Annotated in this window: 6 protein-coding genes and 1 other RNA gene; 1 reads left to right on the top strand and 6 read right to left on the bottom strand. The window is 63.6% G+C overall.

Annotated elements, in window-relative coordinates; translation table 11 throughout:
- Window positions 1-334: 334 nt before the first annotated feature.
- On the bottom strand, window positions 335-3,004 hold the full coding sequence (locus FFY45_RS00790) for a glycoside hydrolase family 3 C-terminal domain-containing protein (protein WP_176338967.1): 2,670 nt from the start codon (window positions 3,002-3,004) through the stop codon (window positions 335-337).
- A 151-nt stretch (window positions 3,005-3,155) separates the two neighbouring features.
- Between FFY45_RS00790 and FFY45_RS00795 the strand changes: the two genes are divergently transcribed.
- Window positions 3,156-3,232: non-coding RNA, sX9 sRNA (locus FFY45_RS00795), on the top strand.
- Window positions 3,233-3,382: 150 nt separating this feature from the next.
- Here the strand turns inward: FFY45_RS00795 and FFY45_RS00800 are convergent.
- The 5 genes from FFY45_RS00800 to FFY45_RS00820 all read right to left on the bottom strand — a co-directional run bounded on the left by FFY45_RS00800 (window position 3,383) and on the right by FFY45_RS00820 (window position 14,502).
- Window positions 3,383-6,064, bottom strand: coding sequence for a beta-mannosidase (locus FFY45_RS00800; RefSeq protein ID WP_176338968.1), 2,682 nt, complete (start codon window positions 6,062-6,064; stop codon window positions 3,383-3,385).
- A 21-nt stretch (window positions 6,065-6,085) separates the two neighbouring features.
- Window positions 6,086-8,575 (bottom strand): family 20 glycosylhydrolase, encoded by a 2,490-nt coding sequence (locus FFY45_RS00805; protein ID WP_176338969.1) that lies wholly within the window; start codon window positions 8,573-8,575, stop codon window positions 6,086-6,088.
- Between the two features lie 254 nt (window positions 8,576-8,829).
- The gene (locus FFY45_RS00810; protein ID WP_074057985.1) at window positions 8,830-9,885 is read right to left on the bottom strand and encodes a glycosyl hydrolase family 18 protein; all 1,056 of its coding nucleotides are present in this window, start codon (window positions 9,883-9,885) and stop codon (window positions 8,830-8,832) included.
- Window positions 9,886-9,899: 14 nt separating this feature from the next.
- Window positions 9,900-11,582 (bottom strand): alpha-L-fucosidase, encoded by a 1,683-nt coding sequence (locus FFY45_RS00815; protein WP_176338970.1) that lies wholly within the window; start codon window positions 11,580-11,582, stop codon window positions 9,900-9,902.
- 208 nt (window positions 11,583-11,790) lie between these two features.
- A complete protein-coding gene (locus FFY45_RS00820; RefSeq protein ID WP_176338971.1) occupies window positions 11,791-14,502 on the bottom strand; it encodes a TonB-dependent receptor in 2,712 nt (903 codons plus the stop codon).
- Window positions 14,503-15,184: the final 682 nt, after the last annotated feature.

A 15,184-nucleotide genomic window follows, 5' to 3' on the forward strand; every position in this document is an offset into this window, starting at 1 on the left:
GCAACACGCAAGCGCTGGTCGATACGACGATGCTGCATCCAACCATCTCCCAGTGCAGGTGCTGCGTGGAAACGCTGTTGCCATCAAGGTACGTCGAGCGCATCGCCGATGGCGCGTGTTGCCGACTGCGGTCAGTGATAGACCTCGTTTTCGCGTCTGTCAAGCAGGTGTGAAGTGTGTGCGGAGATCATCGTATTGCCTGCGGATAGATCACCAATTCCACCTCGCGCAGTTGCGATGCCTGCGTATTGCGATGCACCGCAACATGCGTGCATAACGCAACAGGCGCCGGCCATGACAGCCGACGCCTGTTGATGTCCTGCAGTCGAACTCCTTACTTCGGCAACGGCGATCGCCCCGAAATCGAAAACGCCGCCGCTTCGCCAACCGCGCCGGTCCCCGGCTGGCCACCACCGACAAACAGCGTGTAATCGCCGGCTTCCACCGCACGCTGTCCCGTGCGATCCACATCGCTCAGGGCGCGCGCATCCAGGGTGAAGGTGAGCGTGCGCTGTTCGCCCGGTTTCAGATGCACACGTTGAAAGCCGACCAGGCTGCGCAATGGAGATTGCGGCCGATCCGGATACTGCAGATACACCTGCGCCACTTCATCGCCAGCCCGCGTGCCGGTGTTGCGCACGGTGGTGGTCACCTGCAAGGTGCTGCCGGCTTGCAGCGCTGTGGTGGAGAGCTGCGGCGCCCCGTAGGCAAAACTGGTGTAACTCAAGCCGTAGCCGAACGGGAACAGCGGCTCGCCCTTGAAGTAGCGATAGGTGCGGCCCTTCATGTCGTAGCTGACGTACGGCGGCAGGTCCTTGGTGGAGCGATAGAAGGTCACCGGCAGGCGCCCACCGGGGTTGTCGTCGCCGGCTAGCATGCGCGCAATGGCGGTGCCGCCTGACTGGCCCGGGTACCACGCCGCCACGATTGCGTCGGCATGCGTCTTGGCCCAGTTCAAGGCCACCGCGCTACCGCTCATCAACACCACCACCAGTGGCTTGCCGGAGGCCTTTGCACGTTCCAGCAGCGCTTGCTGCGGGGCGGGCAGGGCGATGTCATTACGGTCGCCGCCGTCGAAGCCAGGCACGTCGATGCGCAGTTCTTCGCCTTCCACATCCGGCGACAGACCGACGAAGGCCACCACCGCATCTGCCTGCGCCACGGCTTGCTCGGCTTCGGCCAGTTGCGCTGCCGCCGGTGCCAGCCATTCCAGGCGCACGCCCTGGTCCTGGCCGCGGTGTTCCATTTCCAGACGGATCTTGCGCGGGCGGGTGTCTTCGAAATGCAGCACGGTTTCCACGCTGCGGCCATCGGCGTTATGCATGCCGGCCGGCACGTGCTTGTCTTCGGCATTGCCGGCGACCACCAGCTTGTCGTCGATGTACAGGCGCACCGGATCGTGGCCGGCGCAGTCGAAACAGCGCGCCACCCGCACCGCCAGCGTGTAATCGCCCGCGCTCGGCGGCAGCAACTCGCCGCTCCAGCGCACTGCGTAACGATCGGCCGGCACGCCCTTGGCCGGGCTGACCTGCTCCCAGTTGAAGCTGATGGCGCGGTCCTGTCGCACTACGCGCGCCGCATCTTCCATGTCCACATTGTCGAAATATTCGCCACGCAATCCCGGCTTGCCCCCGCTGCGCAGCGCGGTCTCCGGAATCATGCCGGGCACGCCCGCCGCCAGCGGTGCACCTTGCGCATAACTCACCTGCTGCGCGCCGAAGCGCTGGCGTAGGCCCAGCAGCGGCGTCACCGGCGTGGACGAAGTGCCTTGATAATTGGCTTCCAGCGCCGCCAGGGCATCGGCATTCGGGCCGATCACTGCCAGCCGCGCGCCGGCTTTCAACGGCAGGGTGTTGGCGTCGTTCTTGAGCAACACGATCGATTCGGTGGCTGCCTTCAGCGCCAGCGCACGGTTGGCCGTGTTGTCGATGTCCTTGGCGCCGAGCTTTGCATACGGATCCTTGCGCGGCGCTTCCAGTTCGCCCAGGCGATAGCGCGCGGCGAACAGGCGCACCAGCGATTGGTCGAGCAAGGCTTCGTCCACTTCGCCGCGTTCGATTGCGGTACCCAAGGCGCGATACGCATATCCGCAGTTGAGATCGTGCCCAGCCTTGAGCGATGCAGCCGACGAGCCGGCGTTGTCGGGGCGGAAGTAATGGAACTGGGTCATGTCGTCCACCGCATCGCAGTCGGACACCACAAAGCCCTTGAAGCCCCAATCGCCACGCACGCGGCCGTTGAGCAGCCAGTCCGCCGCGCAGGCCGGCGTGCCATGCAGCGAGTTGTACGCGCACATCACCGAGCCGGCCTGACCGTCGATCAATGCAGCGCGGAAGGCCGGTGTGTAGGTCGCCTCCACATCGCGTGGCGAGACATCCACATCGAAGCTGTGCCGGCCCGGCTCCGGGCCGCTGTGCACGGCGATGTGCTTGGGCGTGGCGATGGTGCGCGGGTGATCCAGATCGTCGCCCTGCAGCCCGCGAATGAAGCCCACTGCCAACTGCCCGGTGAGGAAGGGATCCTCGCCATAGGTCTCCATGCCACGGCCCCAACGCGGGTCGCGAAAGATGTTGATGTTGGGTGACCAGATGGTCAGGCCCGCATAACGCTTGTGGTCCTTGCCGGGGCCGCCGGCCTGATTGAACTTGGCGCGCGCCTCGGTCGACACCACCGTGCCCACCTGCTGCATCAGCGCGGTGTTCCAGCTGGCGGCCAGGCCGATCGCCTGCGGAAATACCGTGGCATAGCCATTACGCGCGATGCCGTGCAGGCCCTCGCTCCACCATTCGTAGGCGGGGATGCCCAGGCGCGGAATCGCCGGTGCATCGTTCATCGCCTGCGCGACTTTTTCCTCGCGGCTCATCTGCGCGACCAACGCGGCAGCGCGTTGTTCTGGCGCTTCATTGGGTTTTGTTGCGGCCGATGCCGGCGCGCCAATCAGCGGCAGGCCCAGACCCAGACTCAGCGCAACGGCCAGGCGGCATGGAAATACGGACAACGACATCGATTCACTCCTGCGCAACGGCACTGGCCGCCACGCGTTGTTCTTGGATTGCCCGCAGTGATACTGCGGGCAGCGGTTAGTGACACTAAGAGCGGATAACAAAACCGCTGCGCTCACCGCCAGGCGGACGCGGTCGGTGCTCGGAACCGGCATGTACCACCCGTAGACTCCGGTTCTGAGCGCGCCGCCCGCATCCACCTGACGACCGCTCGCTGCGTGTTGTTAGCCGCTCTACGAGCGGTGGTTGTTGCTGATTGGGCGCTGGATCGTGTGCGAATGCGTTGCACCACGCAGACACTGCGCAAACCGCCGTCTTCGCTGATCGCGCAGCGCCCTTGTGCGAGCGCTGCGCAATCAGCCGACGCCTTTTCCGGCGCCTTACTTCGTCTCGGCCGGCTCCGGCGGTGCACCAGCCAGCGTGCTCGCCAGATCGCGCACCTGCAGCGTGGACTGCAACTGCGCCAGTGCAGCCTTGCTGCTCACGTGCACCGTCAACGGCTCGCCCGGCAACAGATCGAAGGCGTTGTCCGACAGCGTGGCATCCACATCGCCGAACGACAGCCAGACCTCGCGCGCCAGCGTAGGGCTGGACAGCGTCAGTGCATAGCCATCGCCATCGGCGCGCCACTGGCTGTCGATCTTTGCGCTCGGCAAGGTCAACTGCTTGGCCGGTGCGAAGAACACCACTTCGCGCGACAACAGCTTGTCGCCATCGAACAATTCGAACACCGCATAGCTGCGCTTCGGATCGGCGCTGCCCAGCAATTGCTTGTCGCTGAAGTTACCCACCTTCAGGCTGCTGAGCGGCTTGACCGTGGTCTTTTCTTCGCGCTTGCTCAGCACCTTGCCATCCATGCTCATGACGCGCATGCGCCAGCGGGCCGCCAGCGGGGTGGTGCGGTCGGACACCAGTGACACTTCGGTCTGGCCCTTGTCGTTACGCAGCGCAGCGATCAGCTCCGGCGCATAGAACCGGCGTGCGTGGTAGTGCAGCGCCTTCCAGCGGCCGTAGTAATCCACGCTGGACCACGACGCACCCGGCCATACATCGTTGAGCTGCCAGTACAACGAGCCCATCGATTGCGGACGCGAGGCACGCAGATGCGAGGCGGCCAGGTTGATGCCCTCGGCCTGCATCAGCTGGCTCAGGTAGACGAAGCTCTCAAAGTCCTTGGGCTCGCCGAATTCGCGGCGGATATACAGCATCAGCCGCTTGTTGCCGTTGCCCTTGTCGAACTTCTGATGCACGCGCATCACCGGCGATTCCGGATCCATGTCGCCGGGTTCGGCGAACGCGCGCACGGTGCGCATGTCCGGGAACGACTGCAGGCCGTATTCGGCCATGAAGCGTGGGGTGACGTTGAGATACTCGGTGACCGGCAGCGCAGGGCCGCCCCAGACCTTCCAGTAATGCATGTCGCCATCGTTGGCCTGATCGGCAGCGCCGTCGAAGTTGGTGCCCGGCGAGGTGGACCAGTACGGCACGTCGCTATCGTAGGTGGCCACCACTTCGCGGAACACGGTGCCGAACAAGGTGGTCATGCCGCGCTCGATGCGGGTGCGTTCTTCCGGGTCCACCGACTGCTTGAACTTGACCCGGTCGCCCCAGTTTTCCCAACCGGTCTGCACTTCGTTGTTGCCGCACCACAGCACGATGCTGGGATGGTCGCGCAGCCGCTTGACCTGTTCGATCGCCTCCTGCCGCGTGTTCTCGCGGAACTCCACGTCGTACGGCGGCACCGCGCCACCGAACATGAAGTCCTGCCAGATCATGATGCCCAGCTCGTCGGCCACTTCGTAGAAATGGTCGTCCTGGTAATGCCCGCCGCCCCACATGCGCAGCATGTTCATGTTGGCGTCGCGTGCATCCTGCAGAGTGCTGCGCATGCGCTCGGGGCTCACGCGTGCGGGGAATGCATCCAGCGGAATCAGGTTGGCGCCCTTGGCGAAGATCGGGATGCCGTTGATCACGATCTCCATGCTCTTGCCGAACTGGTCCTTTTCGCGACGCAGCTCCACCGAACGCAGGCCGGTCACCCGCTTGATCTGCTGGCTGTCGCCATCGGCATCGCGCACGCTCGCCACGAAGGTGTAGCGGTCCTGCGCGCCATAACCTGCCGGAAACCAGCGCTTGGGCTTGGCGATGCGCACGGCCAGATCGATACGGTTCTCCCCGGGATCGACCACCGCCTGCTGGGTGAACTGGCCCACTTTCTGCCCATCCGGGCCGAGTACATCCAGCGTCACCTGCACCGGCCCGCTGCGGCCGGCCTGTAGTTCCAGCTGCGCTTGCAACTGTGCGCTCTCGGCGTCCACACGTTGCTGGGCGATATGCAGCCCGTCCACGCGCACCGCATCCCACGCTTCCACGCGTACGTCTTTCCAGATGCCGGCATTGACCATGCGCGGGCCCCAATCCCAACCGAAGTTGTACGGCGCCTTGCGCACGTAGGTGGAGCTGTGCCGCGACTCGGGCTCGTCGCCAAATGCCGAATCGTAGGCACCCGGCAGCGCGTACGGCTGTTTGGCCAGCCACGGCTGGATCTTCTTGATCGGCGAGAACAGCTTGACCTCGAGCACGTTGTCGCCGCGCTTGAGCAGGGATTTCGCATCCACGCGCCACTGCCGGAACATGTTATCGGCGCTGAGCAGTTTCTTGCCGTTGAGGGTGACCTCGGCAAACGTATCCAGGCCGTCGAACACCAGCTCGACATGCGCGCGCTTGAGCGTGGCCGCATCCACGTTGAAGCGTGTTTGATACTGCCAATCGCTCAGGCCCGCCCACTGAATCTTGCCTTCGTTATCGCGATAGAACGGGTCCGGCACCACCTTGGCGGCGATCAGATCGGTCTGCACCGCGCCCGGCACCTGCGCCGGCAACCACGCTGCGGCTTTCGGATAGGTCTTGGCCTGTTCCTGTCCCGGCACCAGCCGCACCTGCCAGCCTTTATCCAGGGTCGTTGCCGTGGGCGGCGCGGCCCAGGCCTGCGAGATGGCGAAGGCCAGGGCAAGCCCGAGGCGGGCGGGTGCGGGAACAAAACGATGACGGGACAGGGGCATGGGTGACTCTCCTTGGATGGATCAGCGCGTGGCGGCGGGGGGCGCCTGCGCAGTGGTTTCAATCAACTGGACGGCGCCGATGGCATACAACGGGCCGCTGATCGGTGCGGTGAAGCGCAGACATAGATCGTGGATGCCGGTGCGTGCAGGCAATGGAGTTTCCAGGGTGAGCTGCTCGCCCACGCTGTCGCTCTGGGGCAGACGCACGCTCGCCAGCAGTTCGCCCTCGCAGCCTTGACGCACTTCCAGCTCGCCGCCGCGCGATTTGGCCGGGTACTGCACGACCTTGGATTGCTCGTGCGCCAGGCCGAAGTTGTTTGGCAGGCGGGCGGCCTCGATCCTGATCGCACCGATGCCGTCCAGGCGCGCTTGCGGATAGAGGCGGCAGGCATGAAACAGATCGACGTTGTAGACCGGCGTATCGGCGCCGGTCATCTCCGGCAACAACGGCAAACGCAGTCCGAGCGCCCCTGTTTCGACGCAATCGCGCAGGCCTTGCGTGTCCACGCGCAACAACCCAGCGCGATCGAACGTGCGGCTGCGCGTGGCGGCCAGCGCTGTGCCATCGGGTTCGAATGCAGTGGCCTTGACCGTGCTCGGCAGCTGGATCGTAAACGGCGCCTCATAGCGCGGCGATGCTGGCGTGGGATTGCTGCCGTCGGTGGTGTAGTGCAGCGTACCCGCGCCAGTCTGGCTGCCGAGCGCCACCTTGGCCGGGCCACCGGCGAGCACCGTGTTAGGGCCGCTTTCAAGCGCGATATCGGCGGCGAACGCGCCATCGCTGTAGTCGATGCCCAATGCCTTGTAGCGCTGCAACTGCGCCGGCATGCGTGCCAGAAAACCCTTCCAGTTGCGCGCAGCTACCGGCGACCACGTTACTTCCGCAACGGCAGACAGACGCGGGAACAGCGCGTGATCGATATGCCACTTCGATGGAATGTACTCGGACCACAACGCGCCCTGCGCACCGAGTACATGCGTGGCCTGCTCGGCGCTGAGTTCTTTTGGTACCGGGTCGAACGCGTAGACCTTCGACAGCGGCAGGATCGTCAGGCGGCCGTTGGGCTCGTCGCTGCGCGTGGTCTGCAGATTGTCCAGATACAGCCAGTCGCCTGGCGCAAGCACCACATCGTGGCCTTGCTTTGCCGCCACCACCGCGCCTTCGACGCCGCGCCACGACATCACCGATGCACTGGCCGGCACGCCGCCTTCCAGAATTTCATCCCAGCCGATCATGCGCCGGCCGTGCTGGGTGAGGTACTGCGCCAGCTGCGCGTTGAACCAGCCCTGCATCGCATGCGCATCCTTGACCCCGAGCTTGCGCATCTGCGCGCGCACCGCAGGCGAGGCCTCCCATTGATCCTTGACCGCCTCATCGCCACCGATGTGGATGTACGCTGACGGGAATAACGTCAGCACTTCATCCAGCACGTTGGTGATGAAGGTCAGGCTGCGTTCGCTGGTGCTGAACAGATACGGGTTGACGCCCCAGTTCACACCGACCTGGGTGCGCTGGCCGGGCACGCCCACCTCTTCCGGATACGCCGCCACTGCGGCCTGCGCATGCCCGGGCATGTCCAGTTCGGGCAGCACGGTGATGTGCAGACGCGCCGCATAGGCAACGATCTCGCTGATCTGTTCCTGGGTATAGAAACCGCCATAACGCTCGGGTGTGCCGTGCTGGCCGGCACCGGGCGGGGTGCGCCATGCACCGACCTCGGTGAGCCTGGGATAGCGCTTGATTTCGATGCGCCAGCCCTGGTCGTCGGTGAGATGCCAGTGCAGCACATTGAGCTTGTGCGCGGCCATCGCATCCAGCACATGCTTGACCGTGGCCACGTCATGGAAATGGCGGGCCACATCCAGATGCTGACCACGCCAGCTGAAACGCGGCCAATCGCGGATCGCCACCGACGGCACCTCGACCTCGCCCTTGCGCGCGTCCGGTGTCATCAGTTGCCAGGCGCTGATCGCGCCATAGAACAGGCCGGCACCATCGCGTGCGGCAATGCGGATGCCCTTGGCATCCACGTCCAGGCTATAGCCTTCCTTGTGCGCCACCGGTGCCTGCGGTGTGCGCTCCAGGCGGATGCTGTGCGGCGAGGCGCTGGTTTCGGTGCGCACTTCCAGGGTCAGGCCGCGGGTGCGTTGCAGCAGGCTGGCCAGCGTCTCGGCGCTGCGGCGTACTTCGGCGTTGCCGGTGGGAATCGAGATCACCGTGCCGGTGCCGACGCGAAAGCTGCCACTGCCGCGCCTGGCTTCGGCCGGGGCGGGAATCAGGGGCAGCGGTGCATTGGTGGCAGGCAGTGTCGAGGCGTTGCCGGGACTGGCCGCAGCTGGCGTGCTCGCTGCATCGCGTTGGCCGCAACCAGCCACCACCATCGCAGCAAACGCCAGCGCAAGCAGGCGCGACGACTGCATGCGCAACGACCGCATGCTCGATGATGGCTTGCGCAGCGACAGCAGGCGCGATAACGACAAGCGCAAGCCAGGTGCGGAGTTCGACTTCATGCAATCACATCCCGATGTGGCGGCGAGAACACGGCAGCCACGCACAGTAGCAAAGCCATGCCGGATGACGCAGGGACTGGCGCACGCTTCGTTCGGGTGCGCGCAGGGTGCGTGCTGCGTTTGGGAGAGGCGCATGCACTCTCGTCAGCAGCTGCAACGCGAGCGCGGGCGATGCAGGAATCGTGTGTCTGTCCCGATTCAAGCACCGAACCGCGCCCGCCTGGCGGTGAGCGCAGTAGGTTTGTTGGCTGCTCTTAGCGCTGCGCGCTCGGCAACTCGTCCCACACCTTCGGGTCTTCGGCGCCCAGCACCCAGCAGCTGAAACCTTCCAGACCGTACTGCTTCACCATGTCGTAGCGCGCCTTGAAGCTGCGTGCGTCCGGGCGGAACACCCACTCGCGCATATCGTCGCGATAGAAGTAGAACCACGATTCCTGCTCGACCGGATCCCACTGCACGGTGGCGTTCTGTTCGATCGCCAGCGGAAACGATTCGTCGGCATCGATATAGGTTGCCGCGATGTTCGACGCTTCGGTGCCGTCTTCCTTCACCGGGTTGCCGGTGTACCAGCGGTAGCCGTAGGTGGCGATGCCGAGCGAAAGCTTCTCTTTCGGCACCTGGGTGATGGCGTAATCCAGATGCTTCTTCATCCACACCATGCCATCCACCGGGCCGGGCGTGGTCCAGCGGGTGTGCTGGTCGTAGGTCATGATGCTGACCAGATCCGCGGCCTGGCCCAGCGCCTTCAGGTCATACGCACCGCGCCAGTATTCCCACATCCACTTGGAGAACTGGCCGCCTTCGGCATGGCCCGGCGCATTCGGCACCACCGCCACCGACATCTTGAAACCGGCCTTGTGCAGCGCATCGGCGGTCTGCTTGACCATCAGCGTGTAGGCGTCGCGGTCGGTCCAGGCGATGTTTTCGAAATCGAACTGAAAGCCGTAGTACTTGTGCTGCTTGCCGTGGATCAGCAGCGACTCGATCATGCGCTTCTTGGCCGCTTCGTCGTGCATCAGCTTGTGGAAGCCGTCGCGGCCGGTGGTCATCGACAGGATCGGCATCACCCGCAGCTTGTTCTGCTTGGCGATGTCGTACAGGTAGGTGTTGGGGGTGCCGTTGACCAGGCCGTTCTGGTCCACGCCGTACCAGGTCGGCACCACCACATCGATCTTGTCGACGTTGGCGATGAACGAGTTGGTCGATTTCTGCGTGTTCATCAGATAGAACAACGCCGTGGGGTTTTTGGCCAAGGCAGGCGCACAGGCAAACGCCAGCGCGAGCAGTATCCAGGTCAATCGCTTGCTCATGAAAACAGCATCCGTCAGGGAGTGGAAGAAGAAAGGTCGATGCGGAAAACGTAGGCGTGTTCGCCCACCGGCTTGGCAGGCAAGCTCAGATGCAGGCCGTCGGCTTGCTGCTCGAACGGCACCTTCTTGCCGTTGGCCAGCAGCGTCACACCGCGCACGCCATCGGCGGGGGTGAGCGAGCGGATCACCGCCTTGCCGCCGGCCGGCCAGCCGAGTTCGATCGCATACAGCGCGCCATCGCGCGTGGTGAAACGGAAATCTTCGGCGGTATACGGCTTGGTCTTGACGTCCTGGAAGGTGCCGCCCACCACTTCGGTGGGGCCTTCGCCATACACGCGCCACGGCTTGCTGTCGTAGATTGCGCCGCCGTTGGTCTTGAGCCACTTGCCGATCGCAAGCAGGATGCCGCGCTCGGTCTCGGGGATCGAACCATCCGCACGCGGGCCGATGTTGAGCATCAGGTTGCCGTTCTTGGCCACCACGTCGGCCAGCATGTGGATGATGAAGGTCGGCGATTTGTAGGTGTCGTTTTCGATATAGCCCCACGACGCATTGCTCACCGAGGTATCGGTCTGCCAATGGGTGGGATGGATGCCGGTGAGCTGGCCGCGCTCGATATCCAGCGTGCCGGCGCCTTCCGGAAACGCGCCCAGCTTGTAGTTCACCACCACGCCGCGATCGGCCTCGGTACGCGCTGCGCCCTGGTTGTAGTAATACGCCAGCATGGTCGGCAGGCTGCTGCGGAAGGTGGGGTGGGCGATCCACCAATCGAAATAGATCAGGTCCGGCTGATAGGTATCGATCAATTCGGTGGTGCGTGCCAACCAATCGTCCAGCCACGCCTGCGACACCGGCGTCCAGTCGTTGGCCACATCGGCATCGTCCTTGCCCGGCAGGCGCACCTGCGCCGGGCCGTACAGCGCCGCATAGCGCGGGTCGTTGACGTCCGAATCGAATTTACGTCCACCGTCGAAGAACCAGTTGTGCTCGGCGCGATGCGAGGACAAACCGAAGTGCAATCCCTGCGCGCGGATCGACTTTGACAACTCGCCCAGCAGATCGCGCTTGGGCCCCATCTTCACCGCGGTCCAGTCGGAGAGCTTGGAGTCGTACAGCGCGAAGCCGTCATGGTGTTCGGCCACCGGCACCACATAACGCGCACCAGACTCGCGGAACAATTTTGCCCAGCCATTGGGGTCGAACTTGGGCGCAGTGAACTTGGGAATCAGATCCTTGTAGCCGGAACTCGCCTGCGGGCCATAGGTCGCCACGTGGTGCGCGAACTCCTTGGAACCTTGCAGATACATATTGCGCGAGTACCACTCGCTGCCGAACGCCGGCACCGAGAACACGCCCCAATGGATGAAGATGCCGAACTTGGCGTTGTCGTACCACGCAGGCGATTGATAGGCCTTGAGTGCGGCCCAGTCGGGGCGGAACGGGCCCTTGCGTGCGCCTTGTTCTGCCTCATGCACCAGACGCTCGCGCTCGGGTGCGTACTTGGCGGTGGCGCTGAGCCACTGCTGGTCGATCTGTTCGGGGCTGAGCGTGGTGGCGGTGGGCGCAGTGGGCGATTGCGCGTGCAACGACAGCACCGGGCAGGCCACCAGCAGAGCGAGCGCGAGCGCGCGACTCCTGGGTACAGCTCCGGCGTGGCGGCGGGATGGAGCCGCGTAGTGGCGGCTATCGGTCGTCATGGGAACTGCACTCCTGTAAGCGAAACGTGTTGGCAAGACGGCAACCGGCACGTGGATGGCGGAAGCGGGCCTGGCGATAGTCCTTCAAGCGCGAAGGGATATGGCCAGTGGCACTTCTGCATGCAACCGATGGCCTGGCGCTGCAGGCGCAACGACAGGCAAAAAAAAGCGCGCCACCGTGGAGGGACGGTGGCGCGCCGGGACTACATCAGAACTTGAAGTTCAACTGGGCCTGGTAGCCGCGGCCGTTCTTGTAGAACGCCGTGGGGGTATCGCGGGTGTTGCTGAAGACCCGGTAGGTGGAATCCAGCAGATTGGTTGCGCCGAAGGTGATGCCCATGTAATCGGTGATCTGATACGAGGCATTCAGATCCAGCTGCTTGTAGGCATCTGCAAAGTCACGCGACTGCAGGCGACCGATCTGGGTGAAGTACTTCGAGCGGTAGCTGTAGTTCACGCGCACCGTCCAGTCGCCGTGTTCCCAGTACGGAATCACGTTGTAGGTATCGCGCGACAGGTACGGCAGGTTCAAGCCGGAGCTAGAATCGGATTCGGCAAAGGTGTAGTTGGCCTGCAAGCCAAAACCCAGACCGAAGGTCTGCTGGTAGTTGACCGACACGCCGGTGACCTTGGCGTCCGACACGTTGACCGGCGTGGTGACCTGATACAGGCCGGCAATGGCCGGCGGTGCCGGATTCAGCTGCTGGCTGGTGGTGGTGCTGACGATGTAGGAGCTGATGTCGCGATAGAACACTTCACCGGATAACATGCTGGACGGGGCGAAATACCACTCGGCCGCCAGATCGTAGTTGGTGGATTCGTACGGCTTCAGATCCGGGTTGCCGCCATTGGCAGTCAGATCGCCGGTACCGCTGTTGATGGTGAACGTGCCGGCCAGATCGGCGTAGCGCGGACGCGCGATGACCTTGGCTGCCGAGAAGCGCAGCACGGTGTCGTCGGTGATGTCGTAGGCGATGTTGAAGCTCGGCAGCGCCTTGCGATAGTCGTTGGTCTCGGCAACACGGTCGAAGTTGGTGCCGCCATCGTTGCTCTGCCAGAACTCGGACTTGTCGGTGGTGTCGACCAGGCGCACACCCACGTTACCGCGCCACTGGCCGGATTCGAAGTTCAACTGCGTGTAGACGTTCTGGGTGATTTCCTTGACCTGGAACGAGGCGCCGAAATCGGTGCGGTACGGGCCCTGCGGCTGCGACAACAGGTAGTTGCGCACCGAGTTCAGGCTGGCGGTCGGCCAGGTGGTCAGGTCGCCGCTGGCGCCGAGGCCGTCGTACAGGCTGCTCGGTGTGCTACCCGGATTGAACTGGGTCAGCGAGACCGCGTCGGTGGAGTTGATGCGGTTGCCGCGTGCGTCCACGCCGTTGTTGTGGTTGATGTACTTGTAGCCGAACTGCAGCTTGGTGAACGGGCCCCACTCAAGATCGCGCGACGCATCCCATTGAAAGTACTTTTCTTCGTCCTTGCTCTTCTGGTAGGCGATACCGCCGGCCTGATTGACGCCATTCGCGGTCGATCCAGCAGGCAGTCCGGCGACATTGCCCGGCAACACCCAGTTCGAGGCGCCGCCGTTGTCGTAGTTCACTGCGGTGTTCTGACCGTCGAAGGCGTAGTTGTAGCCGCCGTCCTGCATCAGGAACTTCATCAGGTATTCGGGGTTCTTGCCGCCGGTGGCCTGGGTGCTGCCGACCTGGCTGGTGAACACCCACTTCTCGCCGGACCAGTCGTGACGCAGGTTCAGGCTCTTGGTGGTGACGGTGCTTTCGCGATAAATCGTATCCAGCTGGGAATAAGGTTGGGCAAGCCCACCATCTGCGACATTTGCAGAAGTAACCACCCCATTTTGCACAGTCGCCCTGTCGATCAAACGCATGTTGCTGATTTGAACCGGGCTTCCATCAGGGTTGAGTGAGCCATCTGCTGCCGGCGATGAACAGTTCGGGCACACATAACGCGCCTGGCTGAAGTTGTTGTACTTGCCCTTGATGTACAGGCCGGTCAGGTTGAATTCGTTCTGCTCGTTGGGCTTCCACTGCAATGCGCCCTGCAGGCCGCTGCGTTCGCGGGTCTGCTGGAAGAACGCGCTGCTGATGCCGGCCGGCACGCGGGCGGTGGCGACATCGCTGCCGTCGCCGGTGATGGTGGCGCTAGCCGGAATGCCTTCGCCGGTGGTGTAGCCGAAGTATTCGATACCGGCGCGTGCCAGGTCCTGCTTGTCATGCGTGGCGGAGATCAACGCGCCGAAGGTTTCGTCGTCGTTCTTCCAGCTCCACAGCGCCGAGCCGCGCGGATTGCCTTCTTCCGAACGGTCGTTGTAGTTGTAGCCGATCGAGCCGCGGATGGTGTTCTTGGGCAGGTCCAGCGGCTTGCGGGTGTGCACGATCACGGTGCCGCCGATCGAGCCTTCGTCGATGCGTGCCTCGGGGGTCTTGTAGACCTCCATCAGGCCGATGATTTCCGGCGACAGCAGGGTGTAGTTGAAGGTACGGCCGCTGGTGTCGGTCGGGTTGCCGCCCCAGTCGCCCGAGGCGATGGTCTGGCCGTTGAGCAGCACGCGGTTCAACGCCGGATCGGTGCCGTTGATGCTGACCTTTTCGCCTTCGCCGAACTGGCGGTCGACGCTGATGCCCGGCAGGTGCGACAACGATTCGGCCGCATTGATGTCCGGGAATTTACCGATGTCTTCGGCGCTGATCGCATCGACGATCGAGTTGGCCGAGCGCTTGACCGCCTGGCTCTTCTCAAGCGAGGCGCGGTAGCCGGTGACGGTGATGGTGTCCAGCTCGGTGGTGGCCGAGGGCGCACTGGGAGCGGCCTGCTGTTCTTGTCCGGCAGCCATGGCAGAGCCGGAGCAGTACAGAGCGGCGGTGATACAGAGTGCTAACGTCGTGGTGCGGCTGTGCATGGCTAAACCTCATTGGTTAGTGCTTTGAGCGCGCCTGGCCCGTAGTGGGGCGCAACGCGCTCGGCGTGGCCGGCAAAACAACACGCCCTGACCGATCGCGGTGATTGCGCTGGCACGCGTCGTGAGAAGCGGGTCCAGGCGATTCGCGTGGTAGAGGAGGTGTCCCCCGTGTGGTGAAGCGGTGTGGCGAATGCGACTTCAGCGAGTCGAACGTCGGGTGACGCACCACTCACGAATCCGGAATCGGCAGGCGAGGGAATGGCCCGATGTTCAGTCCCGAACAGTCCATGGCCCCTCCTGCCAGAACCCTGATTTGGATCGAGTCTCGCGTAGCGTTGACAGCGTTGTCAACACATCGTCACAGATCTCTGAAGCGCCTGCGATTGCGCTGCAATGCAGCAAATTTGCGACAGGGTTGCGTTTGCGTCGATGCAGTTGCGCGGCACGGCGTGAGAACGTGCGCATCGCGATTCGCTGTTTCTATGGTGAATTCGCAATGTAATGCGTCCCGACGCTGATTTGTGCGGAAATCGCTGCCACAGATGCGGATTTTTGGTGGATGATGAAATCGACAGCGCCCTGCATAAATCGTGATCGCGACGGTTGCGTTACAGAGCGATTGCTGACAACGTTGTCTACCCGTTACCGTTCGTCGGCTAACGGGACATGACACCGGCCCGCT

The organism is Xanthomonas hortorum, from assembly GCF_011305375.1.
Lineage (GTDB): Bacteria > Pseudomonadota > Gammaproteobacteria > Xanthomonadales > Xanthomonadaceae > Xanthomonas > Xanthomonas hortorum_E.